The following is a 26,076-nucleotide window of genomic DNA, read 5'->3' as shown; positions in this document are numbered from 1 at the left end:
ATCACCTGCCCGCTATCGAGCCGCTGAGCACCTGTCGCGCCATCGGCCATCGTCCCACTGCCGCGCGATCGGCGGCGGCCGCCGGCCCGATGGCCGGTGCGCCGCTCAGGGCCGCACGCAATCCACGAAGTACTCGACGTTGCCACCGACCACGTCGGTGACCAGCCCGTGAATATCGGTATGAAAGCCGGGGAACCGCGCATTGAAGTCGCGCGCGAACCTTAGATAGCGCACGATGGTCTCGTTGAACCGCTCGCCCGGGATCAGCAGCGGAATGCCCGGAGGATACGGCGTGAGCAGGATGCTGGTGACACGACCCTCGAGGTCGTCGATCGGCACGCGGTCGATCTCGCGGTGCGCGATCTTCGAGAACGCGTCGGTCGGGCGCATCGCCGGCTCCATGTCGGACAGGTACATCTCGGTCGTCAGCCGCGCGATGTCATTGTCACGGTACACGCTGTGAATCTGCTCGCAGAGGTCGCGCAGCCCGACGCGCTCGTACATCGGATACTGTGTGACGAACTCCGGCAGCACGCGCCATAGCGGCTGGTTTCGATCGTAGTCGTCCTTGAACTGCTGCAACTCGGTGACCATCGAGTTCCAACGGCCCTTGGTGATGCCGATCGTGAACATGATGAAGAACGAGTACAGTCCGGTCTTCTCGACGATGATGCCGTGCTCGGCTAGATAGCGGGTGACGATCGCCGCCGGAATGCCCGTCTCGCCAAACTCGCCGTCCACGTCCAGCCCGGGCGTGATGATCGTCGCCTTGATCGGGTCTAGCATGTTGAAGCCTTCGGCCAGGTTGCCGAAACCATGCCAGCGGTCGTTCGGCCGCAACATCCAGTCCTCGCGCGAACCAATGCCCTCGGTGACGAGCGGGTCGGGCCCCCACACCTTGAAGAACCAATCGTCGCCATATTCGGCATCGACCTTGCGCATCGCACGACGGAAATCAAGCGCCTCGGCAATCGACTCCTCGACGAGCGCGGTGCCGCCGGGCGGCTCCATCATCGCCGCAGCCACGTCGCACGACGCAATGATCGCGTATTGCGGGCTGGTCGACGTGTGCATCAGATACGCCTCGTTAAAGCGATGCCGGTCAAAGCGCGGCAGTTGCGAATCGTGCACCAGGATCTGTGACGCCTGCGAGATGCCAGCCAGCAGCTTGTGCGTCGAATGGGTCGCGAACACCAGCGCGTCGGTCCGGCGGGCGTTCTGCCCAATCGCATGCATGTCCTGATAGAACGGGTGAAACTCGGCGTGCGGCAGCCAGGCCTCGTCAAAGTGCAGCGTATCGATCGTGTCGCCCAGCAGGTCCTTGATCATCTCGACGTTGTAGACGACACCATCGTAGGTGCTTTGCGTGATCGTTAGAATCCGCGGCTTGAGTTTCGGGTTTTTCGCGAGCGCCTCGCGTGCGAACGGATTCGCGTCGATCTTGCGGCGGATGTTCTCCGGTTGGAATTCATCGCGCGGGATCGGCCCGATGATGCCGAAATGGTTGCGAGTGGGCGTCAGGAAGACCGGGATCGCGCCGGTCATCGTGATCGCGTGCAGGATTGACTTGTGGCAGTTGCGGTCCACCACGACGATGTCGCCCGGCGCGACAGTGGCGTGCCAGACGATCTTGTTCGACGTGGACGTGCCATTAGTCACGAAGAACAGGTGATCAGCGCTGAAGATACGCGCCGCATTGCGCTCGGACGCAGCCACCGGCCCAGTATGGTCCAGCAGTTGCCCGAGCTCATCCACGGCATTGCACACGTCCGCACGCAGCATGTTCTCGCCGAAGAACTGGTGAAACATCTGGCCAAGCGGACTCTTCAGGAACGCAACGCCTCCAGAGTGGCCCGGGCAATGCCACGAATACGAGCCTTCGTCCGCGTATTTGACCAGTTCTTTAAAGAATGGCGGTGCCAACGAATCCAAGTACACCTTCGCCTCGCGAATGATATGCCGCGCAACGAACTCAGGCGTATCCTCGAACATATGAATGAAACCGTGCAGTTCGCGCAGGATGTCGTTCGGAATGTGACGCGACGTGCGCGTCTCGCCGTACAGGAAAATGGGGATGTCAGCGTTGCGACGCCGCACCTCGGTGACAAACGAGCGCAGCGCCAGGATCGCGTGGGCAAGTTCGGGTACCTGATCGTGCGTTGCGGCGACCTCGTCGACCAGCGCGATCTCGTCGTCGTCGATCGACAGGATGAAGCAAGACGCGCGGCTGGACTGCTGCGCGAATGAGGTCAAATCACCGTAGCTCGTCAAACCGAGCACCTCGGCCCCCTCGCGCTCGATCGCCTCGGCAAGCGCGCGGATACCCGAGCCGGAGATATTCTCCGAGCGAAAATCCTCGTCGATGATGACGACAGGGTAGCGAAACTTCATCGGTGACTCTCCAAAAACAAACCGCTGCACTCTACCGTTCGAGTATGCAGCGGCCGTGACATGCTGGAATGCGCGACGCCGCGTGGCGCGGCGGCGCGCAAAAACTCAGGTCTTGGGCAGCGTGACGCCATGCTGGCCTTGATATTTGCCACCACGGTCCGCATAGGACGTCTCGCAGACTTCATCGCTCTCGAAAAACAGCACCTGCGCCACGCCCTCGTTCGCGTAAATCTTCGCCGGCAGTGGCGTCGTGTTCGAAAACTCCAGCGTCACGTGCCCTTCCCATTCGGGCTCGAACGGCGTGACGTTGACGATGATCCCGCAGCGCGCATACGTTGACTTACCCAGGCACACAGTCAGCACGTTGCGCGGGATGCGGAAGTACTCGACGGTGCGTGCCAGCGCAAACGAGTTTGGCGGGATGATGCACACGTCGCCCTTGAAGTCGACAAAGGATTTCTCGTCGAAGTTCTTCGGATCGACGATCGTCGAGTTGATGTTAGTGAAGATCTTGAATTCGTCCGCACAGCGAATGTCGTAGCCGTAGCTCGACGTGCCGTAGCTAACGATCTTATGACCATCCGGCGCAACGCGCACCTGATCCGGCGCGAATGGCTCGATCATGCTGTACTGCTCGGCCATGCGCCGGATCCATTTATCGGATTTGATCGTCATACGTGCAATCGAAAGGCGGCAGGGCCGCGGGTTGAAAACGAGCGAATGGGGCGTGGCGCCGCCGCCTCATCGTAGCGTGGCCATTTCATCGCAGCGTGGCCATTATTTGCGAATGATGCCGCAGCCCAGCGCGGGACCGGCGTCGCGAGGCGGAAACGCATAATAGTCCTGCGCGTCGCGGTGCACGATCAGCGCGCGGCCCACTACCGAGCGCACGCCGTCCAGCGACACGTACGGCGACACGATGAACCCGGCCGCCACGCCGTTCGCGTCCGCGCGCAGGTTCACCAGGTCGCCTTCGAGCCGGATCCCTTGCTTCAGGCGCTCGGCCCCGGGGCTGAACACCCCGCCTGCGGCGTTCGGCGAATGGCAGTCGCCACGCTCATGGATCTGTAGCGCATGATCACTGTCCGGCGGCAGCCCACTAAGGTTGTAGGTGACCTGCACACCATCGGCATGCTCGATCAATGTGACCGTGCCGCGTGCGGCATGGCCGGCCGCCGGCACGATCTGGACGTCGGCACGCTTGTCGTGACTGCCGAAGATCGACGCACAACCGACCAGCATCATGCTGGTTGCGACTAGCGTGCTCATCGTGCCGGCAAGACGCCATCCCAATCGCGGTTCCATTAAGCCTCAGAGTACTGAACAAGCCGCAATGATACCGCGTCTGGCACATCTAGCGAGACGGCCGCCATAGAGGATGTCACAGAGCCATATCAGGTGTTCTGAACGACGATGGTCGGGAACTTCGAACTCATGTCGCGCGACAGCTTCGCAATCCGGATCGCGACCTGGCGGGCAATGTCGTGATACAGGCCGGCGACGCGTCCGTGCGGGTCGGCCACTACTGTCGGACGTCCCGAATCGGCCTGCTCGCGGATGCCGATATCCAGCGGCAGGCTGCCTAGGAACGGCACGCCATACTGTGCGCAGAGGCGCTCGCCGCCGCCTGCACCGAAGATCGGCTCGGCGTGGCCGCAGTGGGAGCAGATATGAATGCTCATGTTCTCGACAACGCCTAGGATCGGCACGCCGACCTTCTCGAACATTTTCAGACCTTTTCGCGCGTCCAGCAGCGCAATGTCTTGCGGCGTCGTGACGATCACCGCACCGGTCACGGGCACCCGCTGCGCGAGCGTCAGTTGGATATCGCCCGTGCCGGGTGGCATGTCGACGATCAGATAGTCCAGGTCGCGCCAATTCGTCTGCCGCAGCAACTGCTCGAGCGCGGACGTGGCCATCGGCCCCCGCCACACCATTGGATTGTCCTGCTCGACCAGGAAGCCGATTGAGTTAGCCTGTACGCCATGGCCTTCGAGCGGAATCATCGTCTTGCCGTCCTCGGATGCCGGACGGCCGTCGATGCCGAGCATCGTCGGCTGCGATGGGCCATAGATGTCCGCATCCAGCACGCCGACCGACGCGCCTTCGGCGGCCAGCGCCAGCGCGAGGTTCGCGGCCGTGGTGCTCTTGCCGACCCCGCCCTTGCCGGAGGCGACCGCGACAATATTGCGGACGTTCGGCAGCAACTGCACGCCGCGTTGCACCGCGTGCGCCACGATCTGGTGAGAGACCGCCACGTGCAGATGCGCCACGCCCGGCACGGCGCGCAGCGCCTGCTCGACACGCGCTTGGATTAGCGCATACTGACTCTTGGCCGGATAGCCCAGCACGACCTCGAGTGATACCGTGTCGCCGTCAATCGCGACGTTGCGCACCCCTTTGCCCGCCGTTACCGGCTCTGCGGTGTTCGGGTCGATCACGCTGTGCAGCACGGCGTCGATCTGGGCCCTGTCGATTGTCATCGTTGCTCCGTTACTTGAAATGTTCCATCCGATCGCCAAACGCCTGCCGCGTGCATCGAACCTTGCGCGCGGGGTCGCGTCGAACCTGACGCCGGACATTGCAAAAAATGGTTGCGTGGCGTTGCCAAACGGCGCTTTGCGCGGCACGCTCTGCGACCCGCAGCTATTCCGACATTGTAGTGGCATGAAGCCTGCGATGCTGCGGGCGCGCCCGTCGAGCAATCGCGCTTAGATGCCGCACGCAAGCGTCGCTCCCGGCGGTGTGCGATGCACATCGGTCCACTATCCATTCAATCCATCTAACCCATGAGGTGTCATATGAACGCGAAACTCACTTTCCGCCTTCCGCTGCAAGTATCGGCCCTCGCAGTCACAGGCGCGCTGCTGGCCGGCTGCCAGACGCCGCAAGGCAGCAACGCGGCGGTTGGCACCGGCGTCGGCGCGGCCACCGGCGCCGGACTCGGGGCGATCTTCGGCGGCAGCAACGGGGCGGCGATCGGCGCGGCGACCGGCGCCGCGGTCGGAGGCATTACCGGGTACAACTGGCAGGCGATCAAGAACAAGCTGTCGGGCGCCACCGCAGGCACCGGCACCCAGGTGTCCGAGCAACCGGACGGCTCGCTGAAGGTCAATATCCCGAGCTCGATCTCGTTCGACACGAACAGCTACGCGATCAAACCTTCGTTCACACTGGTACTCGATCAGGTTGCGCAAACCCTGACCCAGCATCCCGAGTTGGTGGCACACGTGGTCGGACACACCGACAGCACCGGCCAGCCGCAGTACAATCAGATGCTGTCGCAGGAACGGGCGCAAAGCGTCGCCCAATACCTGGCGCAGCACGGCGTCGCCGCGCAACGGCTGGCCGCCGAAGGCCGCGGACAAGCGCAGCCGATCGCGGACAACAGCACGCAGATCGGCCGCGCGCAGAACCGGCGCGTGGAGATCTACCTGCGGGCCACATCACAACCGCGCGGATGATGCACGCTCATTCTCTGCCGCCGCGATGACTGCCGCCACGACACGCGGCGACAAACGGGCCGTTGTCCAATCTCGAAATTTTTTCGAACTTCGCAGCCGATTCGATGTCTGTTCATATGGTACGTGACGGCGATACCGTTGCGTCACCATTCTCCTCTTGTCGTTGTTGCTCCGGGGCTTGAAGCCCCGGTTTTTTTGCGTTGCACGATGACCGTCTGCGCCCGTCGGTCTACGGCGCAGCGCGGACGATGTGGGCCCACGCGTGCGTCGCGCGTTTGCTCTGGCGGCCGTGTCATCACCGTCGCGCCTGCTAAAATCGGCGCTCCATCCCGTTTTCGTCGAATCAAACGCTCTATCCGCCATGTCAGCTCCCGTCTCCGCCGGCGCGCCGCGCCGCATGCTCGTCACATCCGCGCTGCCGTACGCGAACGGCCCGATCCACATCGGCCATCTCGTTGAATATATCCAGACCGACATCTGGGTGCGCGCGATGCGAATGCACGGTCACGAGGTGTACTACGTCGGCGCGGACGATACGCATGGCACGCCGATCATGCTGCGCGCACAGTCCGAGGGCATCACGCCGCGGCAGTTGATCGAGCGCGTCTGGCAGGAGCATAAGCGCGATTTCGACCATTTCGGCATCTCGTTCGACCATTATTATTCGACGGACTCGGACGAGAACCGGGTGTTGTCCGAGACCATTTTCGCCGCGCTCCGCGATGCCGGATTGATCGCGGCGCGCGATATCGAACAAGCGTATGACCCGGTCAAGGAGATGTTCCTGCCAGACCGCTTCATCAAGGGCGAATGCCCGAAATGCGGCGCGAAGGATCAGTATGGCGACAGTTGCGAGGTATGTGGGGCGACGTACCAGCCAACCGAACTGGTCAAGCCGTATTCGGTGTTGTCCGGCGCGACGCCGGTGAAAAAAACGTCGACGCACTATTTCTTCAAGCTGTCCGATCCGCGCTGCGAGACCTTCCTGCGCGGCTGGGTCAGCCAGCTCGCGCAGCAGGAAGCCACCAACAAGATGCGCGAGTGGCTCGGCGAGGACGGCGACGCGAAGCTCGCCGACTGGGACATCTCGCGCGATGCGCCGTACTTCGGCTTCGAGATCCCGGGCGCGCCCGGCAAGTACTTCTACGTGTGGCTCGATGCACCGGTCGGCTACTATGCAAGCTTCAAGAACCTGTGCGAGCGACGTGGCTTAGATTTCAACGAATGGGTCCGTCCGGACTCGACCGCCGAGCAATACCACTTTATCGGCAAGGACATTCTGTATTTCCACACGCTGTTCTGGCCTGCAATGCTGCAATTCTCCGGCCACCGCACGCCGACCAACGTGTTCGCGCATGGCTTCCTGACCGTGGACGGCACGAAGATGTCCAAGTCGCGCGGCACCTTCATCAACGCGAACAGCTACATCACGACCGGTTTGGATCCGCAATGGCTGCGGTACTACCTCGCCGCGAAGCTCAACAGCACGATGGAGGACATCGACCTGAACCTCGATGACTTCCAGGCGCGCGTCAACAGCGACCTGATCGGCAAATACGTGAACATCGCGAGCCGCGCCGCCGGTTTCCTGGTCAAGCGGTTCGATGCACGCGTGCAAGATAGCGCGATGAACCATCCGCTGCTGGCCCGGCTGCGCGACGCGATCCCGACGATCGCGGCGCACTACGAAAGCCGCGAATACAGCCGCGCACTGCGCCAGACCATGGAGTGGGCGGACGCCGTCAACGCGTACGTGGATGCCGCCAAGCCTTGGGAACAGGCCAAGGTTCCCGCCAATGCGGTGGCGTTGCACGAGACGTGCAGCGTCAGCCTCGAGGCATTCCGGTTGCTCACGCTGGCGCTCAAGCCCGTATTGCCGAAGCTCGCCGAATCGGTTGAGACATTCCTGTCGATCGAGCCGCTCAAATGGGCCGACGTCTCGGTGCCGCTGTCGTCGGCGCGGCCGATCCGGCCGTACCAGCACCTGATGCAGCGCGTGGACCCCAAGCAGATCGACGCGCTGCTTGCCGCCAACCGCCAGTCATTGCAGCCGCACGCGGCTACGGCCGCCACCGCAGCGGACGCGGCCAAGTCGTCGGGCGCCCGCAACACAGCGGCAAACGGCGAAGGCTTCATCACAATCGACGATTTTGCCAAGATCGACCTGCGCATTGCGCGCATCGTCGACTGCCAAGCGGTGGAAGGGTCCGATAAACTGTTGCAACTGACGCTGGACGTGGGCGAGGCGAGCACGCGCAATGTGTTCTCCGGCATCAAGGCGGCCTACCGCCCCGAGGAATTGATCGGCAAGCTGACCGTAATGGTCGCGAACCTCGCGCCGCGCAAGATGAAGTTTGGCGTGTCCGAAGGCATGGTATTGGCCGCGTCGGCAGCGGATGAGAAAAAGGAGCCCGGCCTCTACGTGCTCGAGCCGCACAGCGGTGCAAAGCCCGGCATGCGGGTCAAATAGCGCACTGGCGCGCGCCGCTACTTTTTCCAAAAGCCGTCAAAGCGGCGGGTGAACTGCAGGTCCACGCCGTTATAGGTGCCGGCGTAGGACATGATGGCCCAAAACCGGGACAGGTTCACCGTTACCTTGAACGCGTTGTTCGCCGTCTCAATGCCTTGCTCATAGCCGAGGACGAGCCGCTCGGTGATGGCCTTCGAGAGCATCACCACTTGCGGGTCCGTTAGGCCGACCTCACTTTGGCCGACCGAGACTTCGTCCAGCCCAAAGGTCTGCGCGATCCGCTTGCCGGTCGCGCTGCCCAGCAGCGCGATCGCCGCATTCATCGTGTTCTGCTGCCCCAGGTTCGCGCCGGTATCGGTGCCATGCCCGAGCAGCAGCCATGACAGCTTCTCGTTGTCATTCACGTTGGGTTCCGACACCAGCTTGACCTTGGATGACTGCACAGTGCCGGTCACCTGTACGCCGGCTTCAACCTCCTGATTACGCCGCATCGCGAGGATGTTGATGCCCGGGTTGTTGACCGGCCCATTGAACGTGAAATAGCCGTTCTCGATACCCAGCTTGCGGCCAAAGGCGGTATAGGTGGATCCTTCCACGACCCGCACATCGCCCACGGCGCGCAACGGCTGATTCGGCGCGCTGACGACGTTGATCACACCACGCAGCCCCAAATCGGCGCCGGCGCCGCGAAAGCGAAAATGCTGACCCAGGTCCACGTCGATGTTGGCGCGCGGCGCGAACGGGCCCGCCGGCTTGTCGGCATCGGCGCGCGCCGCAGCGTGCTCGCCTTCGACCGTGCCGTCCGATCGCACGATCACGACGTCGTCGGACAAGCTTGGCGCCGATTGCTCCGGCAAATCGAACAGTGCCTTGTTGACGAAAAACCGGCCATTGATCGTCATCCCGCCCTGTGCGCCGGCATTGGCCACCGTCGCGTCACCGGACAACGACAGCTGGCGATACGGCGACGCGAACAGCTCAAGCTTGTCGGCCACGATATGCGCGCTCAAATCAGGGTTCTGTTGGTCGAGCATCACGTTGCCGGTCGCGCGCAGCGTGCCTTGAGCGCCATGAAACTGAACCTGTTGGAATTCGACCTGGTTCTCGGTCAGCACCACGCGCACGATCCCGTCCTTGAGCGTGATGCCTTGGTCGACGACGGTCGCCGACAAGCCGTCGCCGGTCAGCATGCCGGAGACCTTCGGGTGCGATACCTGGCCCGCAATCGCCAGCTTCAGTAACATCTGCCCATCGAGCCGGTAGCTGGGTCCGAGCAGCCCGCCGGTGGTACGCAGCGACGGCAGCTCGAACACAACCGTGCCGTCTAACGGTGCGTCGCCGGCCACCACTGGCACGCCGTCCCGCACGGCAACCGGCATGCGCAGCGTCGCGTCCAGCGTGCCAAGGCGCTCGGCCACCGCATGGACCGTTGCATTCAGGCGGCGGCCCGCTGCGAAGTCGATGCGCGCCATTGCGTCGCTGATGCCCAGCGACGCAATGCCGCGTCCCGCATCGATCGTGACGTCCCCCGAGCGCCGCTTGATCTGCGCATAGCCCGCGGCACGCTGCCCGAACGACACGTCCCACTGCGCATCGAACACCAGATCGGTCCTAAACGACGCCTGCTGGTGCGTGAGTTGCTCGTGAAGCTGCAACAGTCGCGCCACGTCGACATGCGTCAGCGAGCCGCTCGATTGCAAGCGCCCGCCCGCATACTGAAACGACTTCAAGTCCAGCAGCGCGCGCTCCACGCTCAAACGCGTGGCGCCGATCACCCAATGCCCGGCGCTGGCGCTCACGGTCACCGGCGCGGCCAGCTTGACCTCGGGCAGGCCGCGGTTTTCCAGTTGGCTGATCGTGCCATCCCAGCCGATGCCCCTGCGCGCGTCGGTTAGCTTGCCGCTCGCCGCCACGTTGAAATTGACCGGCTGTCCACCGACGCTGCCGCTCCCGCTAGCAATCAACGTGTGGTGCGCGCGCACCCCGTCCAGCCGTAGCGACAGCGCATTGAACCGCACCTGCGGCGTGGTTACCGCTCGCGCGTCCAGGGTGGCGATCATCGCGCCCTGCGCCCCGTCGCGCAACTCGACACGGCCCGCGGCATGGCCGATCCGGTTGCCGCCCATGACCACGCCGTCTGCCTGATAACTGGCGACCACATTCGGATGCGCGAGCGAGCCGGTCACGTCGCCATTAGCACGTGCCGCGCCCGCCATGCCAAAGCCAAGCCGCTCCAGCGCGGGCGCATCGACATGGAACAGCAACCGGTCGCCGGCCGCGCCCAAGCTGCCGCGTAATTGGATGTCGTTGCCGGCCACGCTCACGCGCACGTCACTGGGCATGATCCGCGTGCCGGCCAGCACTAGCGTACCGCCGCCGCTCAGCGGCAAGCCGTGGTAGACGCTGTCGCGCAACGCAAAGTCGGCCCGCACGGTCAGCGCGGGCGTCAATGCGCCTTTTGCGTTGAGCGTGCCGCTCACGCGCGTATCAAACCGCTGGGCAGCGCCCTTGCCGGCGGCCTTGCCCGAACCGCTGCCGGCAGTCTGGGGTGCCATACGGCTGCCGTTGTGCTGAACCGGCCGGCCCATGCGGCCTGTCTGCAGGCTGTCACGCGCCAACAGCGCGAACGGATCGAGCGCCGCCAGCGTGGCCTTCAATTCGTAGCTCGCGTGCCCATCGCGACGCAACACACCGGCAAGCTCTGCGTGCCCGTCGCCCGCTGTCAGCCTCACGCGCTCGAGCGCGACCTGCGTGGGATCGATCGCGACGGCCCCCTGCACACGCAGCTTGGCGCCGGCGTCCGCCAGGTCAACCTGCACCTGTTGGCGACCGGCATCGAGCTCGACGCCGATGGGTCCGGTAAACCGGGTCGCGCGCAACGTGGCGCTCAACACGCTCAGGTCCAGGCCCGACGTGCGCAGGTCAACACGACCGCGGCCATGCTCCAGCGCGCCCGTTCCGCTCACCGTCGCGCCACCGAGCAGACGGACCTTCAGCGCGCAAAGGGCTTGCCGGCTCGCGTCCAGACGCACGTTGGCACGCGCGTCGATCAGCGGCAGGCGTTGCTGTGCGGACAATCCGGGCACCGCATTGACGACAGATACGTCACCGGCAACGACTAGCGGCATGTCGGGCGCAGCAGCGACGCGCGCCTGCGCGGTCGGCGCAGGCTCGACCGGTTGCAGGCGCACGCGTACTGATAGGTCCGCATGCGGCGCGCCCGGATTGAATGCCCGTGGATCGAGATGGTCGGCATCGAGCGTGACGACCTTCAGCGGCACGTCTGCAAATGGGGTAGCCTCCACGTGCGCGACCCCATTCAATGGCATGCCACTGGCCTGCAAGTCGGCGACGAGCGCCTGCAGCGAACCGGACACTTGCATGCCAAGCTGCATCTCACGCCCGCCGAACTGGCCTACCAGCCCTGCATCGCCACGCACGGCGAACGGCCGTACGCCGTCCAGCGCCACGTCCGCATGGAGCGCGCCATACGGTGTCTGCAGCCTATCGAGCACAAGATGATGACGCCGCCCGTCGCTACCGCCGTGCGCGTGCAACGCCGAGAGCTCAATCATCGATTCCGGTGCGTGGATGCGGATCGCCGCCACGTCCAGCGCATGGATCTGCAGCGGCAGCGGCACGGTCAACCGCTGCGGCAACGTCGCACGCGTGGCGGGTTTGCCGGTCGGCGCGAGCCGAGCATCGACCGTGCCGAGCCGTAGCGATTGCACAGAAAATCGCCACGGCGAGTGCGTCACCCCCCACTGTCCGTCGATACGATCGAGCCGGATATTCGTGCCCGCGCGCTGCCACCTGACATCGTGCGCCCGCAGCCCGTGCGCAAGCGTGCCCCCGTCGAGTGTCCCGGAGAACGCACCGGCCGTGGCTCGACTTGCGATCTGCCACAGCGCGCGCGTGCCCAGTTCGGTATGCATGGCCACCAGCAGTGCGACCACCGCCAGCACGAGACCGAGCCCCACGCCGCTGGCCCAGCGCAGCGCGCGCCAGCCGCGTCCACGCCGTCCTGGTGCGCGATCGCCGGGCAGCCCGGCAGCGCCACGCGCGCGCGGCTCGCCGCCGGGACGGGAGGGTTCACGGTCGGCAGGCTTGTGGTCGTCGCTCATGCGTCAAGAATCGGGTAGTACTGCAAGGTGAATCAGAACGCGATGCCCAGCGTCAAATAGGGGCGCCAGCTATGGTTGCGCAGGCCATACGCAAGATCGACATTGATCGGTCCGACGGGGCTGCGCCAGCGTGCGCCGACGCCCACGCCCTGGTAAACAATCTTTTCGGACCAGTTATCGGTCGCCGTGCCGATATCCCAAAAGGCCGCCGCGCCCCAGTCGTGGTTGAACCAGTGCTGGTACTCGGTGCCGCCGCTGAGCAGATATTTGGTCGGCAGCACCGAGCCGCTCACATTGTTGCCAATGCTGTCGTAGCCATAGCCGCGTATTGTCTCCACGCCACCGGCGCGAAACAGCAGCGATGCCGGCACGCCGCGCGAGCCACCAGCCGTGAGGACACCACCCGCTTGCAGCCGCAGCAGCACGATGTCGCGCCGGCCGATCGGCACATACTGCCGTGCGTTCGCGTAGGCCCGCCCGAACGTTTGATCCGTCATCACGCCCTTGATCGCCAAACCGGCCTCCAAGCGCAGCAGGTTGCCCGCTCGCGGAAACACCGGATCGTCAACGTTGCGCCGCGTCCACAACCACGCCGGCACGAGCGCGCGGCTCACGGTGGGCCCGGCGCTGTTCTGGCCCAGGCGATCCAGGTAGAACAGCACCTGGTAGTTGTAATCGATGTTCTGCGACGTGCGCGTGCGCTGTGCGCCGACCCGCGCGCTATGGATATCGGTGCCCGACACGTCGGTGCGCGTGTACGAGCCGAGCAGCGTGTTGGTCCACGCGCGCGGACCCGGTGGCATCGACAGCTGCACCTGCCCGTATTGCTGCGTCTGGTCCAACCGGCCCGAGAAGCTAAAGGGCCAGGCAGCGCCGAACATGTCTAGGTACGAGTATGCCCCCTGGATGTGTCCGCCGGTATCGGACGAATAGCCGATGCCGGTACGCACCGCGTTGTACTGGTATTCGCTGACCTTGACGTGCACGGGGGTGTACCACGGCTTGCTAACGTCGTCATCGACCGAGATGCCGACGCTGGCATAGTACGGCGTGTTCTGCACTTGCCGCTGCAGCTCGGCGATGCGCTCGGCGCTGTAGATTTCGCCGGGACCCAGCGGGTTCACATTCGTGATAATCGATTGCGGATAGCGCCGCGTGCCGGCCACATCAAGCGGCCCGACGGTAAACGTTGGCCCGCTCTCATAGGTGATGCTCAATCGCGCCTCGTGGGTACGGGGATCGATCCGCGCTTGCGAATGTGCAATCATCGCGCCCAGGTAGCGGTACGACTGCAGCGTCTTGAGCGAGGCCTTCTTGGCCTCGTCCCACGCCGCCTGCGTGAACGGCTCGCCGCTCGTCAGCCCGAATGCGTCCCGTACCGCCTTTTCCTGTTCGGGCGCCTCGGTCAGCATCGGCCCAGTGAACGACAACTGGACCGCCGACACGTGCGTGCGCGGGCCCGGCTCCACATGCACGGTCACCGCGCGACGCTTGCCGGCGCGCACGTCGGTGCGCACCACCGGCTCGAAATATCCTTCAGTGGACAGTAGGTCGCGCACTTGCTGCGGCACTGCCGTCACAAGAAATTCGAATTGCTCGTCCGAGAGATCATTTCGCTTGGCGAAACGCGACACATCTAAATGAGCGCGCAGCAGCTTGCGCAGTGAATAGGACGGCGCGTCAATATCCACATCGTACTTGGCCAGGGCGGCGCCAGGCGCCATCAGTGGCACGACTATTACGGCGCATTGCAGCGCTCGGCGCGCCGCGTGCGTGCGTATCGCTCGCGCACACCGCGCAACGCCGCAAGGCAGCCCAGGAGAACTACGTGGCAAATCGAACTCCGTCGTTGAACATGGCGGTCAGCGTGTGTGGCAGCGGCGGTGGCGCGAATCGGAAAACCCATATTGGAACATATCACACGCACCAGACACTCAGGTATGAATGACGCAATGCGATGACGCGGGTCGGGTTGCGCCATTGGAACGGCGGCCCACTCCCTTTGTTCCGGGTCGGGAAGCTTGCGGTAAAATTCGGAATCGGATTTTTTGGTTCGTGGAGTATTGCCATGTATCAGTCGGACATCACCCAATTCCTGATCCAGCTCAAGCAGCAACATCCGGAACTCGACGAACAGCAACGCAACGGCCGCGCACTGCTGTGGGACAAGGCGCCGATCGATCTGGACGAGCGTACGCGTCAGCAACAGGCACGCGTGCCGCAGACGCCCTACGTGTACTACCAGAATTTCTGACGTGAGCGCCGTTGCGGCACCGGACGAGCCGAGCCAGCAGGCATCCGAGGTCGCGCTGTGCGCGCCGGCCACCGACTCGACGCCGGGTACGGTTGACGGCGTCGCGTTCGCTCGCCTATACGGCGAGCCGCTATTCAAGGTGCCGCAGGACTTATACATTCCGCCGGACGCACTCGAAGTTTTTCTGGAAACATTCGAGGGTCCGCTTGACCTGCTGCTCTACCTGATCCGCAAGCAGAATTTCAACGTGCTTGACATTCCGATGGCGGACGTGACCGCGCAGTACTTGGGCTACGTTGAGCAGATCCGCACGACGAACCTAGAGCTAGCGGCCGAATACTTGCTAATGGCGGCCATGCTGATCGAGATCAAGTCACGGATGTTGCTGCCGGTGAAAAAGGCCGACACCGGCGAGGATGCCCAGGACCCGCGCGCCGAGTTGGTACGCCGGCTGCTCGAGTACGAGCAAATGAAGCTTGCCGCGCAGCAGTTGGACCGCTTGCCGCAGCACGGGCGTGACTTCCTGCACGCACAGGTGTACATCGAGCAAAACCTGGCGCCACGCTGGCCGGATGTCAACGCGGATGACCTGCGCGGCGCGTGGGCCGATGTGCTCAAGCGCGCCAAGCTCGTGCAGCATCACAAGATCACCCGCGAGGAACTCTCGGTGCGCGAGCACATGAGCCAGATCCTGCGCAAGCTGCAACACGCGCGCTTCATGGAATTCACCGAACTGTTCGATGTCTCGCGTGGCGTGCCCGTGGTGGTCGTCAACTTCATTGCGATGCTGGAACTCTCTCGCGAATCGTTGCTCGAGATCACGCAGGCCGAGCCGTTCGCACCGATCTACGTCCGGCTGGCGTACTCACCGACTTAAGGACCCACTCAACGGTCCTTTTCCGCTACATGAAAGTCATCAGCTCAATCAACGAATTGCGCGACCAGCTGCGCGGACAGAACCGCGTCGCATTCGTGCCCACGATGGGCAACTTGCACGAAGGACACCTGTCGCTGATGCGCGTGGCGCGCCAGCACGGCGACCCAGTGGTCGCCAGCATCTTCGTGAACCGGCTGCAATTCGGGCCAAGCGAGGACTTCGACAAGTATCCGCGCACGCTCGATGCCGACATCGACAAACTACAGCGGGAAAACGTCTACGTGCTGTTCGCGCCAACCGAGCAGGACATGTACCCGCGTGCGCAGGAATATCGCGTGCACCCACCGCACGATCTGGGTGACATTCTCGAGGGTGAGTTCCGACCGGGGTTCTTTCACGGCGTCTGCACGGTCGTGATGAAACTGATGTCGTGCGTGCAACCGCGCGTCGCGGTGTTCGGCAAGAAAGACTATCAGCAGTTGATGATCGTGCGGCAGATGTGTGAGCAATTCGCGCTGCCGGTCGAAGTGGTCGCCGCCGAGACGGTGCGCGACACGGACGGGCTCGCGCTGTCGTCACGCAATAGGTATCTGACGCCATCTGAGCGTGCCGAGGCGCCAACGCTGTATCGCACATTGCAGCACGTGCGCGACAGCGTGCTCGCGGGTCACCGCGATTTCGCCAAGATCGAGCTGGCCGCGTTCGAGACCTTGATCGAGCGCGGCTGGAAGCCCGACTATATTGCGATTCGCAAGCGCGCTACGCTGCGCTCGCCGCAACCCCACGAAGGGCATGAGCCGCTGGTCGTGCTCGCCGCCGCGCGGCTTGGCGCGACCCGGCTCATCGACAACCTGGAGATCTAACCGCCCGCGCCGATCCGCTGGCCCCCTTGTTCGCGCGCCGTGCCCTATCCGCGACGCACGGCGCGGTGCACACCGCAGGCCCGGAGACCCCCATGCAACGTACGATGCTCAAATCGAAGATTCACCGCGCCACCGTCACGCACTGTGAATTGCACTATGAAGGTTCCTGCGCGATCGACGAAAATCTGCTCGAGGCCGCCAACATCGCGGAAAATGAGCAAATCGACATCTGGAACATCAATAACGGCGAGCGCTTGACCACCTACGCGATCCGCGGCGAACGGGGCAGCAGCATGATCTCGCTGAACGGATCTGCCGCGCGCCGCGCGCAAGTGGGTGACCTGATCATCATCGCTGCGTTCGCGCTGGTCGACGACGCCGACGTGCGTCATGGCTTCAAGCCGAACCTGGTATTCTGCGACGAACGCAATACGATCAAGGGCACCCGGGACCATGTACCAACGCAGAATTGGGACGCGCGCTAAGCGATGCGCCCGGGCGCCCCGCGCCGTCCCCGCGGCTCATTGCTCGGCCCACGCGACGACCGACTGCCATTGCTCCAGGTCCTTGTCGACCCGGCTCGATGCCACATCCCATAACGTCAGGCCATGCGCGGCCAGTTGCACATAGTTTTGCGTATCGCGCAGGTAGCCCAGCACTGGCAGTCCAAGCTCGCCGACGAATCGATGCAACTGCTCCGCCGAACGGGTGCGGGCGTCCACGCGCATGCCGACCACGCCGATCTGGATGTCGCCGTTGCGAGCGCCCTTCTCATGTGCCAGCCGCTGCAGGAAGTGCTGCGTGGCGAGAATGTCGAACATCGACGGTTGCAGCGGCACCAGCACCTTGTCGGCGACAGACAGCGCTAGGTTCAAGCGTGTGCCATGCAAGCCGGCCGGTGTATCGACGATCGCATGCTCGAATCCCTTTGGCAGCCGGGCACCGCGCGCCCCGCTCAGGTCCCACGGCTCGATCCTGGGCAGTGTGTCGGGCCGCAGATCCAGCCAGGATCGCGACGATTGCTGCTTATCCAGGTCGGCCAGCGCCACCCACTCGCCGCGCCACGCGAAATAGCCTGCCAGATTCGTCGACAGCGTGCTCTTGCCCACACCGCCTTTGGGATTAGCGACAACGATGACTGTCATGAATTCCCCCAGGGTCAATGGCTTGACATAGCCGTTAGCCTATCCAATTACTCAGTCGAATCCAGCTATTATCAAAGAACTTGACCCATTGGGCACTTTTTTCAAGATCTTCGATGAAGTTCATTGCGCCCGGACGTTTCCATCGAATCGCTGGCGGCGCGCCAGCCAGGCCGGCTTCCCGAGTTGCTCGGCGTGCGCGTGCGCGAGTTGCAGCAAGGCCGCTTGGTCGCCGAGTTGGCGGTGCGCGCCGAACTGCTTACGCCGAACGGGTCCTTGCATGCTGCCACGCTCGTCACACTGGCGGACACCGCATGCGGCTATGCGTGCGAATGGTCGCCGGCATTCCGATCACGGTGAAGGCGTGATCGCCCGCTGGTCCGCTGTCGTGCCGCCCCGACGCCGCGCACGGCGCGCAAGCGGCGTGTTGGCGAGTCTGCTGCTCGCGCTGTCGGGCGCCGGCGTACCCGTAGCTTGCGCGGCCGCACCGGTGCAGGTGTTGGACGACAGCGGTGCGCGGGTGACACTGAATGCACCGGCACAGCGCGTCGTGAGCCTAGCGCCCAGCATCACGGAACTGATCTACGCAGCCGGCGGCGGCAGCCGGCTGGTCGGCACGGTTAGTTTCAGCGATTACCCGAGCGCCGCTCGCGACGTACCGGTCATCGGCAGCAACACGGCGCTGGACCTCGAACGCATTGCGGCAACGCACCCAGATTTGATCGTCGTCTGGTGGCATGGCAATCCACCACGCCAGGTTGAACGGTTGAAGTCGCTACACGTGCCGCTGTTTTACAGTGAACCACGCCGGCTGGCCGACATCAGTTCGACGCTGATCCGCCTGGGCACGCTGCTTGGCACCGCGCCGCAGGCGCGCGAGGCCGCCCGGGCATTCGACACGCGTATCGCCGCGCTGCGGCAGCGCTACGCGAGCCGGCCGCCCGTCTCGGTTTTTTTCCAGGTATGGGATGACCCGCTGATGACGCTGAACGGCACGCATATCATTAGCGACGTGATCTCCGTCTGCGGCGGACGTAATCTGTTCGGCTCACAGGGCGAACGGGTGCCGACGGTATCGACCGAAGCGGTGATCGCCGCCGATCCTGACGCGATCGTTGCCGCGCGGCCGGAACCTGCGCGGGCGCACCGGGTCGCGCATCCCACGGAACCAAGCGGCGGCGACCCGGCGCTGCGCGAATGGCGGCGCTGGCCGGGCATGCGCGCAGTCTCGCGCGACAACTTGTTCACCGTCGACGCGGACTTGATCAGCCGTCCCGGCCCGCGGTTGGCCGACGCCACGGCGTTACTGTGCCAGGAATTAGAACAGATCCGCCGGCGCACCCCGTCGCGAAACCCCGCCGGCTCACGCCGTCCCTAACGGTCCCAACGGCCCAACGTCCAACACAAAAGCGGGGTGGACATTCGGCAGCGCAACGCCGCGACGCTGTCACCGTGGGAGATCGAGCGCAACCAGGCCAGCGCACCGGTGGCCAACGGTCAGTCGAGGCAGGCACGCGGCGCTATGCCCAGCACTAGTGCCAGAGCATCACGCGAAGCGGGCCCGCATCGGCTGCACCCCATGCGGCCCCGCTGCGCGCGGCAGCGGCATATGCAGCGCGGTGCCAGATGGGTCGAGGGGCTCGAGCCGCGCACGCATCCTCAGCGAGCATCGTCATCTCGCCCATTCAAAACAACCGGCTCATCGCCCCGAGCCGGCGCCAGCGCGGGTATCAGCGCCTCGTGCGCGCCGTCGCGCAACAGCACCAGCGGATAGCCGAACGCGTGACTGGCAAGGGTCGGTGTCAGCACGTCACGCACGGGCCCGGCCCACGCGCGCCCCCGCCCGTCGATCAACAACGCGTGCGTCGCGAACCGTCGTGCCAGCGTGAGATCGTGGCATGAGAACACCACAGTGCGGGGTGCCGCACCGACCCATGCCGCCAGCAATGTCACCGCATCGATCTGGTGGTGCAAATCCAGATGCGCCAACGGCTCATCCAACAACAGCAGCGGCACGTCCTGGCAGAGGGCGGCGGCAAGGGCCACACGTTGCCGCTCGCCGCCGGACAGCGACAGCACGTCGCGCGCGGCAAACTCGGCCAGGCCAACCGCCGCTAGCGCGTCATAGGCTGCGGCGCGATCCACGTCGCGCTCCCAGCCCCAGCCCGACAGGTGGGGATAGCGTGCCAGCAGTACCGTATCGAGTACCGTTGCGCTGAACGCATCGTGAAGCTGCTGGGTCATCCACGCACGATGCCGCGCGAGCCGATGGACTGGCCACCGGGTGAGCGGCACGCCATCGAATGCGACGCTGCCGTGCGTGGGCACACGCAATCCGGCGAGGGTCATCAACAAGGTTGACTTGCCGGCGCCGTTCGGTCCGGCAATGCACCACAGTTCGCCGGGTTCGAAGCGCTGCGACAGCGTGTCGAGCAACGTGCGACCGCCCACCTGCAGCGTCAGTGCCTGTACGCTCAACAGCGCCGGCCCCGGCACGCCCGTCCGATTCATCGCTTGCGCCCCAACAGCATCCAGAGGAATAGCGGCACACCGACCAATGCGGTCACCACGCCCACTGGCAATTGCGTCGGCGCGAATGCACTGCGCGCGGCCAGGTCCGCACCCATCACGGCAGCGCCACCGCCGAGCATCGACGCGGGCACCAGCATACGCTGGTCGTTGCCCCACGCCAGCCGCACTAAATGCGGCACCACCAGACCGACAAAGCCGAGCGTGCCGGCCGTGGTGACGGCCGCCGCCGCAGCCAGCGACGCCATCACATAGACGCGCGCGCGCAACGCGACGACCGGCACGCCCAGCGCCTGCGCAAACGGGTCACCGCGGGCCAGCGCATTGAGTTGGCGCATGGTCGGCACGCACAAAGCGACCAGCATCGCCAACACGGCCAACGCGAACCACGGCATGCCGGCGCCGTTCAAGTCGCCTTGCAGCCAGAACACGATGCCGCGCAATGCGCGTTCGGGGCTGATCGTCATCATGAACGCGGTGACCGCACTGAAGCCCGCGGCCACGACGACGCCGGTCAGCAGCAGCCGTGGCGATGCGTCGCGCAGCTCACCCAGCCACAACGCGCGGCGCGCCAGGCCGAACACGATGCCCATCGCCGCCAGCGAGCCGGCGAACGCGGCCAACTGCGTGCCCCACCACGGCACGCCCAGCAACATCGCGGCCACCGCGAATGCCGCCGCGCCGCCTGATACGCCGAGCACGTACGGATCGGCGAGCGGATTGCGCAACAACACCTGCAGCAACGCACCGGCCAGCGACAGCAGCGCGCCGCAGGCAAAGCCCGCGAGCGAGCGCGGCAGCCGCAGCGCGCGCACGATATCCGCGTCAAAGCCGGGGCTGCCGGCCAACGCGGCGAGCACGCGCGCTGGCGCGATCCGCACGCTACCGGTGGCAAGCGAGATCACCAGCAGCAAGCCAGCGACGGCGGCCAGCGCGAGCCAGATCGCCGCCGCGCGGCGCGGCGACATCGTGCAGGTGCTGCCGCTAGGCCCCGCGTCCATGGCTCGCGCGCCCCGTGCTATTGCTGCTGCCAACCCAGCGTGAGATACGCGCCACGCTTTGGCGTGTTGTATGTATAGAGCGTCTCATAGTCCTTATCAAACAGGTTTTCGACGCGCGCCGCGACATACCATGACTGGGTGATATTGTATCGGGCACTCAGATTGACCACGCCATGTCCGCCCAGCGGCTGGCCGTTGTCGTGGCGCGCACCGGTCAACAGCCATTGTCCACCGATCCGCCAACCGCCGAAGCTGTGGTTCGCCAACACGGTGGCAAAGCGACGTGGCCGCCGCATCAAATCCCGGACCGACACCTCATCGACGGGGTTCTGGAACGTGAAGCTGGCGCGCACGTCGGTACGGCCCACATGGCCCGACCATGAGGCTTCGATACCCTGGACTTTTGCACGACCCACGTTCTGCGCAACATACAGCCCATTGCCCGCCAGCGCATACTGGATCAAATTCCGATAGCGGGTCTGGAACGCGGTGACGCGCGTCACACCCAGCGCCGGCGACGCGTATTGCAACGCCGCTTCAAGCGAATGCGCCTGCTCCGGTTTCAAGCTCGGATCGCCGGAAAAAGGAAAGTACAGGTCGTCGAAAGTCGGTGCGCGAAATGCATCGGAATAATTGACGATGGCTTTCCAGTGATCGGTGAATCGGTAGCCATAGCCGATGAAGTAGCTGTTGGCGCCGCCGAAATCCGAATACTGGTCGCGCCGCAGATTCAGTTGCACTTCGTTGCGGCCCAGCTCGCCGTTGTAGCCGGCGTAGCCGGAATTCACACGCCGAGCGGGCGTGGTGAAGCCCGATGCGTCCAGGTCCTGATTGACGTGCTGGTAGCCGAACACCAGCTTGTGGCCAGCGGCGATCGCATAGTCGTTCTGCCAGTCCAGTTGGTCGTTCGTCGTGTCGTAGCGGCTAGTCTGCCGCCCGTTCGCCAGGATCTGCGAGCGGTCGGTGCCCTGCGCAACATTCAGATGCGTGTTCCAACGCTCAGTCAGGCTGCCGTTGACGAATACCGATACTTGCCCGACGCGATCTCGTTCGTCGTTCAAGTCAGTTGGCATGCCGAACGGATTGTCGAAACTCGTCTTCGACAATGATTGAAAGTAGCGGATACCCGCGTCCCAGCCCGGAGTGAAGCGGTGCTTTAGCGACGCGCTCACGCTCTCGTTGAACGTGCCGTTCGCATTCGGATTCACCGGAACCCGGTTCGAATCGATCGAAGAGAACCCATCGGTCTTCATGCGCGACGCATCAACGCTGAACGTTGTCGCGCCGGCCGCGTCGAGCGCCCCGTTCACGCCCGCATGCTGGCGCTGCGTGTGATAGCTGCCATACTCGCCATCCAACGTGAAGCGCGGCGGATGGGTGCCGCCGTCACGCGTGAATACCTGCACGACGCCACCAATCGCACTCGATCCATACAGCGCCGACACATTGCCGTTGACGACCTCGACGCGCTCGACCTGATCCAGTGGAATCTGAGCGATTTGCGTCGCGCCCAGCGACGCAGAGTCCACGCGCACGCCGTCGATCATCACCAATGTCTGCGCGATCGACGCGCCGCGCATGAATAGCCCCGCCGTCTGGCCCGCGCCGCCGTTGCGGGTAATCTGCACACCCGGCGCAAGTTGAAGCAGCCCGGCCAGATCCGTTGCGCTGCTGTCCTCGATGGCGCGCCGATCAAACAGCGTCGTTTGCGGCAGCGTGTCCGGTAATGCTTGCGCATTGCGCGCGGCGGTCACCACGATCGGCAACAGCGCACCGCGCCGTGCTGCGTCATCGCCGGCGCCAAGCCGGGTTTCGGTTGCCGGGACGCCGGTGCTCACAGCAGTGCCGGCGTTCGCCGCAGTGTCGGTGTGCGTCGCAATGCTGATGTCCGCCGCAGTGCCGGCATTCTTCGCTGGGTCGAGGTTAGCCGCCATGCCGAAGCGCGTGGCAGAGCCGAGGTCGCTGTCGGCGCGCGCACCTGTCCGGCGGTCATTGTCAATGGTCTGGGCAAGCTGCGCCATGGCCACGTGCGGCAAGCTGGCGAACGCGAGCAGCGCTGCCGCTGCAATAGGCGTACGCATAGTGTTTTCCTTGTTGTGCGACTGCGCGATGCCCGTCCCCCGCGGGTCACGCGCTACTATGAAGCGCGGCGCGGCAATCCACCGCCACGCCATGCGCTTCGCGCTCTCGGCCGGTATCCGGGCTGGCGACGCATCGGCCCGGCCTTCCCACGCTCCACGCGCAGTGGCACGCACCGCTGCACGCTAGCGCATGCGGCGGTGGGCAGTTCGATGTGCAAAAAAGCGGGTCGCTTACCGTTGCGGGGACAGCACAGGTTGGCCGGTTCGTGGCGAACTTCGCTCCCTGTTTCCCGTTAACCCCGCGCGCGAGAACCGTGCGCATGGGCACCGAAAGTGCCGCAAGTGTAGGTAGCGCCATGCGGGGCGTCAATGACCGGAACACGCCACTGTTACGTCTGGATACGAGCTCGGGCGTCGAATGCCACCCGAACCGCGCTAAAATGCTGGTTCTGCAGAGGACGCCACGATGCTTACCGAACTTGAAAATTTGTCCCAGAACATCGGTCGACTGGTCGAGATCAGCGACCGGAACCGTCAAGCGCGGCTAGCCGTCGAGCAGCAACTCGAGGCCACACGTGCGCAACGCGACGCGCTGCAGGCACAACTCGAGCAGGCGCAGCGCGAGCGCGACGCGCTGCGCATCGAACGCGACACGTTGTCCGCGAAGATCGACGATGCTCAGGTCCGCTTGAACGCGATCCTGGAAAAACTGCCACACACGCGACTGCCGAATCCCCCGCTCGACGTGCAGCCATCGCAATCCGGTGACATACCGTCGCCCGCGTCCGGGGACGAGCGCCAAGGAGAAAGCGCATGACGACAAAACAGATCGAAGTGTCGATCCTCGGCCAATCGTACCGACTCGCCACCTCACCCGAAAACGAGCCCGCGCTGCGCGAAGCGGCCGAGCGCGTGGACCGAGAAATGAACAAGGTCCGCGCCGCAAGCAGCGTGCGCGGCCAGGACCGGATCGCGGTGATGGCCGCGCTGTCGATCGCCTCCGAACTGCGGCAATTGCAAAAGAGCGTGCAGCACGGCGAGGCATTCCCCGCGGAGGAAATCCAGCGTACAATGCGTCACATGAATGATCAGCTCGCGGCAGTCATCCGCCAGCATGATCTGACGCAAGCATAGGTTGCGCCACGTTGTGTTGCTCGTGCAGCCTGCGGTTCATGAGCGATACGGCTTATACGTTTTTTTGGCTTCCCTGCCTGGTTCGCCAAGGTCATAGATTCCTTGAACCAATGCCATGTGCACGGTTGCGGAAATTTGTAGCATGGGCGTGCGCGTCACTCTGTCTGACGTACCCGAAGTGCTGCTAACTGCGACCAATTCTGAACCTCAGGTTCAGGATGCCGGCCTAGCGGCCAAGGCGGGGACCTTATTCGGCGGCATCGAACTTCGGTTCGATGCCGTTTTTCATTCGAGCGTCCCACGGCGATGCGCTACTGGCTAATGAAGTCCGAACCCGACGAAGCGAGCATCGACGATCTCGCTGCGTCCCCTACCCGCACGTTGCCGTGGACCGGCGTGCGCAACTACCAGGCGCGTAATTTCATGCGCGACGGCATGCAGCCCGGCGACGGTGTGCTGTTCTATCACAGCAGTTGTGCCGACCCCGGCATCGCGGGCCTGGCCGAAGTCGCCTCCGGCCCGTATGCGGACCCGACACAATTCGATGCCGCGAGTCCTTACTATGATCCCAAGTCGCGTCGCGACGCACCACGTTGGCTCCTGGTCGATGTGCGCTTCGTCAAGAAGCTGCGACTGATTCCGTTGGGCGAGCTGCGCGCGCACGCCGCGCTGGCAGACATGCGGGTGCTGGCACGCGGCAACCGTCTGTCGATCACACCGGTTACGCCCGATCAATGGCGCTATATCACCGACACGCTGGTTGAGACCGGATAGCGAAATCGCGACGCGCCACACCCGCTCAAAATCGGCGCGGTACGACCCCGCCTTCGTTTCGTGGAACTTTGCATCGCGCACGCTCAACTAATAGGGCACGGTCCGCCACGCGTATCGCGATGGAGCCGACAACCTCGTTGGGAGCCCAAGAATGATGAGTCAATCCATACCCTCGCGGCGCGTCGCGCGTCGGATGCGCGGCATCGCGGCCGCATGTGCGCTTGCAAGTGTTCCGCTGACGCTGAGCCTAGCGCCCGGCGCCGCGCTTGCGCAGGCCGCGCTAGTGGCACCGCCGTCCGGCGTGCTATCGCTAAGCGCCGAGCGAAGCATCGACGTGCAAGAGGACGTCGTGCGTATCACGCTGTTCTATGAGCAGGAAAGCCAGGATGCCGCCACCCTGACCCGAGCACTGAACAAGCGCGCCGACGATGCGCTGCGGCAAGCGCGGAGCGACGGCAAGGTAACCGTGCAAACCGGCGCCTTCACCATCTATCCGTCGACTAACCGCGACGGCAAGATCGCCGCCTGGCGCGGTCGCACCGAGATCGTGCTCGAGTCGCGCGACTTTGGTGCCGCGTCGCGGCTCGCGGGCCAGTTGAGCAACACGATGCAAGTGGACAATGTGGCGTTCTCGTTATCACCGGAGGCGCGCCGCGACGCGGAAACCCAGCTGACCTCGGGTGCCATTGCGGCGTTCCGCGACCAGGCGCAAGCCGCCGCGCAGGCGTTCGGCTATGGTGGCTATACGATTCGGGAAGTGCACATTCACCAGGGAGCCGGCAGTAGCCCGCGGCCATTCATGATGATGGCCACGGCCACGAGGGCCGATGCGAAGGCCGCAGCGCCGTTGCCGATCGAGGCGGGCAAAAGCACGGTAACGGTCGACGTATCCGGTTCGATCCAGATGACGCGTTGATGCTGACGTATCATCGTCAGCCGGCCGCTACCCGCCCCCGCTGCGCACGCGTGTCG

The 26,076-nt window shown here is 64.3% G+C and carries 21 protein-coding genes, 1 other RNA gene, 1 pseudogene and 1 riboswitch; of the genes and pseudogenes, 13 read left to right on the top strand and 10 right to left on the bottom strand.

Annotation, left to right across the window (positions count from 1 at the left end; translation table 11 throughout):
* Nucleotides 1-105 precede the first annotated feature (105 nt).
* The 4 genes from KQH60_RS02995 to apbC all read right to left on the bottom strand — a co-directional run bounded on the left by KQH60_RS02995 (nucleotide 106) and on the right by apbC (nucleotide 4,874).
* Nucleotides 106-2,391, bottom strand: a complete 2,286-nt coding sequence (locus KQH60_RS02995; RefSeq protein WP_237575100.1) for an arginine/lysine/ornithine decarboxylase — start codon at nucleotides 2,389-2,391, stop codon at nucleotides 106-108.
* A 105-nt stretch (nucleotides 2,392-2,496) separates the two neighbouring features.
* Complete coding sequence (gene dcd / locus KQH60_RS02990) at nucleotides 2,497-3,066, bottom strand: dCTP deaminase (RefSeq protein ID WP_104076125.1); 570 nt, start codon at nucleotides 3,064-3,066, stop codon at nucleotides 2,497-2,499.
* Nucleotides 3,067-3,168: 102 nt separating this feature from the next.
* Entirely contained in the window at nucleotides 3,169-3,696 is a 528-nt protein-coding gene (locus KQH60_RS02985) for a superoxide dismutase family protein (protein WP_304611056.1), read from the bottom strand.
* 89 nt (nucleotides 3,697-3,785) lie between these two features.
* On the bottom strand, nucleotides 3,786-4,874 hold the full coding sequence (apbC, locus tag KQH60_RS02980) for an iron-sulfur cluster carrier protein ApbC (protein ID WP_237575099.1): 1,089 nt from the start codon (nucleotides 4,872-4,874) through the stop codon (nucleotides 3,786-3,788).
* A 318-nt stretch (nucleotides 4,875-5,192) separates the two neighbouring features.
* Between apbC and KQH60_RS02975 the strand changes: the two genes are divergently transcribed.
* Nucleotides 5,193-5,855, top strand: coding sequence for an OmpA family protein (locus KQH60_RS02975; RefSeq protein WP_237575098.1), 663 nt, complete (start codon nucleotides 5,193-5,195; stop codon nucleotides 5,853-5,855).
* 361 nt (nucleotides 5,856-6,216) lie between these two features.
* On the top strand, nucleotides 6,217-8,325 hold the full coding sequence (metG, locus tag KQH60_RS02970) for a methionine--tRNA ligase (RefSeq protein WP_237575097.1): 2,109 nt from the start codon (nucleotides 6,217-6,219) through the stop codon (nucleotides 8,323-8,325).
* Nucleotides 8,326-8,342: 17 nt separating this feature from the next.
* On the opposite strand, the gene KQH60_RS02965 is transcribed toward metG, so the two are convergent.
* Together KQH60_RS02965 and KQH60_RS02960 are read right to left on the bottom strand one after the other, a co-directional pair.
* On the bottom strand, nucleotides 8,343-12,449 hold the full coding sequence (locus tag KQH60_RS02965; RefSeq protein WP_237575096.1) for a translocation/assembly module TamB domain-containing protein: 4,107 nt from the start codon (nucleotides 12,447-12,449) through the stop codon (nucleotides 8,343-8,345).
* A 32-nt stretch (nucleotides 12,450-12,481) separates the two neighbouring features.
* Nucleotides 12,482-14,284, bottom strand: a complete 1,803-nt coding sequence (locus KQH60_RS02960; RefSeq protein ID WP_237575095.1) for an autotransporter assembly complex family protein — start codon at nucleotides 14,282-14,284, stop codon at nucleotides 12,482-12,484.
* Between the two features lie 233 nt (nucleotides 14,285-14,517).
* Between KQH60_RS02960 and KQH60_RS02955 the strand changes: the two genes are divergently transcribed.
* From KQH60_RS02955 to panD, 4 genes are all read left to right on the top strand, one after another.
* Entirely contained in the window at nucleotides 14,518-14,703 is a 186-nt protein-coding gene (locus KQH60_RS02955; protein ID WP_237575094.1) for a DUF3460 family protein, read from the top strand.
* A 1-nt stretch (nucleotide 14,704) separates the two neighbouring features.
* Nucleotides 14,705-15,580 carry a ScpA family protein gene (locus KQH60_RS02950; RefSeq protein ID WP_237575093.1) on the top strand — a complete coding sequence of 292 codons (876 nt, stop codon included), beginning with the start codon at nucleotides 14,705-14,707 and terminating at the stop codon, nucleotides 15,578-15,580.
* 29 nt (nucleotides 15,581-15,609) lie between these two features.
* On the top strand, nucleotides 15,610-16,443 hold the full coding sequence (gene panC, locus KQH60_RS02945) for a pantoate--beta-alanine ligase (protein WP_237575092.1): 834 nt from the start codon (nucleotides 15,610-15,612) through the stop codon (nucleotides 16,441-16,443).
* Nucleotides 16,444-16,535: 92 nt separating this feature from the next.
* Complete coding sequence (gene panD, locus KQH60_RS02940; RefSeq protein WP_237575091.1) at nucleotides 16,536-16,928, top strand: aspartate 1-decarboxylase; 393 nt, start codon at nucleotides 16,536-16,538, stop codon at nucleotides 16,926-16,928.
* 36 nt (nucleotides 16,929-16,964) lie between these two features.
* Here the strand turns inward: panD and KQH60_RS02935 are convergent, their stop codons facing one another.
* On the bottom strand, nucleotides 16,965-17,588 hold the full coding sequence (locus KQH60_RS02935) for a ParA family protein (RefSeq protein ID WP_237575090.1): 624 nt from the start codon (nucleotides 17,586-17,588) through the stop codon (nucleotides 16,965-16,967).
* Nucleotides 17,589-17,711: 123 nt separating this feature from the next.
* On the opposite strand from KQH60_RS02935, the pseudogene KQH60_RS02930 reads away from it, so the two are divergent.
* Together KQH60_RS02930 and KQH60_RS02925 are read left to right on the top strand one after the other, a co-directional pair.
* Nucleotides 17,712-17,915 (top strand): annotated as a pseudogene (locus tag KQH60_RS02930) (PaaI family thioesterase); the annotation flags it as partial.
* Between the two features lie 118 nt (nucleotides 17,916-18,033).
* Nucleotides 18,034-18,963 carry a cobalamin-binding protein gene (locus KQH60_RS02925; protein ID WP_237575290.1) on the top strand — a complete coding sequence of 310 codons (930 nt, stop codon included), beginning with the start codon at nucleotides 18,034-18,036 and terminating at the stop codon, nucleotides 18,961-18,963.
* Between the two features lie 281 nt (nucleotides 18,964-19,244).
* Here the strand turns inward: KQH60_RS02925 and KQH60_RS02920 are convergent, their stop codons facing one another.
* The 3 genes from KQH60_RS02920 to KQH60_RS02910 are packed head-to-tail and all read right to left on the bottom strand — an operon-like array spanning nucleotide 19,245 to nucleotide 23,196.
* On the bottom strand, nucleotides 19,245-20,096 hold the full coding sequence (locus KQH60_RS02920; RefSeq protein WP_237575089.1) for an ABC transporter ATP-binding protein: 852 nt from the start codon (nucleotides 20,094-20,096) through the stop codon (nucleotides 19,245-19,247).
* Nucleotides 20,093-21,082, bottom strand: a complete 990-nt coding sequence (locus KQH60_RS02915) for an iron ABC transporter permease (protein ID WP_237575088.1) — start codon at nucleotides 21,080-21,082, stop codon at nucleotides 20,093-20,095. The genes KQH60_RS02920 and KQH60_RS02915 overlap by 4 nt, the downstream gene beginning before the upstream one ends.
* A gap of 50 nt (nucleotides 21,083-21,132) precedes the next feature.
* Nucleotides 21,133-23,196, bottom strand: a complete 2,064-nt coding sequence (locus tag KQH60_RS02910; RefSeq protein ID WP_237575087.1) for a TonB-dependent siderophore receptor — start codon at nucleotides 23,194-23,196, stop codon at nucleotides 21,133-21,135.
* A 90-nt stretch (nucleotides 23,197-23,286) separates the two neighbouring features.
* Nucleotides 23,287-23,543: riboswitch (cobalamin riboswitch) on the bottom strand.
* A gap of 119 nt (nucleotides 23,544-23,662) precedes the next feature.
* Between KQH60_RS02910 and KQH60_RS02905 the strand changes: the two genes are divergently transcribed.
* The 5 genes from KQH60_RS02905 to KQH60_RS02885 all read left to right on the top strand — a co-directional run bounded on the left by KQH60_RS02905 (nucleotide 23,663) and on the right by KQH60_RS02885 (nucleotide 26,020).
* The gene (locus KQH60_RS02905; protein ID WP_237575086.1) at nucleotides 23,663-24,013 is read left to right on the top strand and encodes an ATPase; all 351 of its coding nucleotides are present in this window, start codon (nucleotides 23,663-23,665) and stop codon (nucleotides 24,011-24,013) included.
* Entirely contained in the window at nucleotides 24,010-24,330 is a 321-nt protein-coding gene (locus KQH60_RS02900) for a cell division protein ZapA (protein ID WP_237575085.1), read from the top strand. The genes KQH60_RS02905 and KQH60_RS02900 overlap by 4 nt, the downstream gene beginning before the upstream one ends.
* A 67-nt stretch (nucleotides 24,331-24,397) precedes the next feature.
* A non-coding RNA gene (ssrS, locus tag KQH60_RS02895) (6S RNA) lies at nucleotides 24,398-24,579 on the top strand.
* A 57-nt stretch (nucleotides 24,580-24,636) separates the two neighbouring features.
* Nucleotides 24,637-25,104, top strand: a complete 468-nt coding sequence (locus tag KQH60_RS02890; protein ID WP_237575084.1) for an EVE domain-containing protein — start codon at nucleotides 24,637-24,639, stop codon at nucleotides 25,102-25,104.
* A gap of 193 nt (nucleotides 25,105-25,297) precedes the next feature.
* Nucleotides 25,298-26,020: an SIMPL domain-containing protein gene (locus tag KQH60_RS02885; RefSeq protein WP_237575289.1), complete on the top strand. Its 723-nt coding sequence runs from the start codon at nucleotides 25,298-25,300 to the stop codon at nucleotides 26,018-26,020.
* The last annotated feature ends 56 nt before the right edge of the window (nucleotides 26,021-26,076 follow it).

The organism is Mycetohabitans sp. B8, from assembly GCF_021991875.1.
GTDB lineage: Bacteria > Pseudomonadota > Gammaproteobacteria > Burkholderiales > Burkholderiaceae > Mycetohabitans.
The sequence above is the reverse complement of the archived record's forward strand: the minus strand, read 5'-3'. Positions and strand labels throughout refer to the sequence as shown.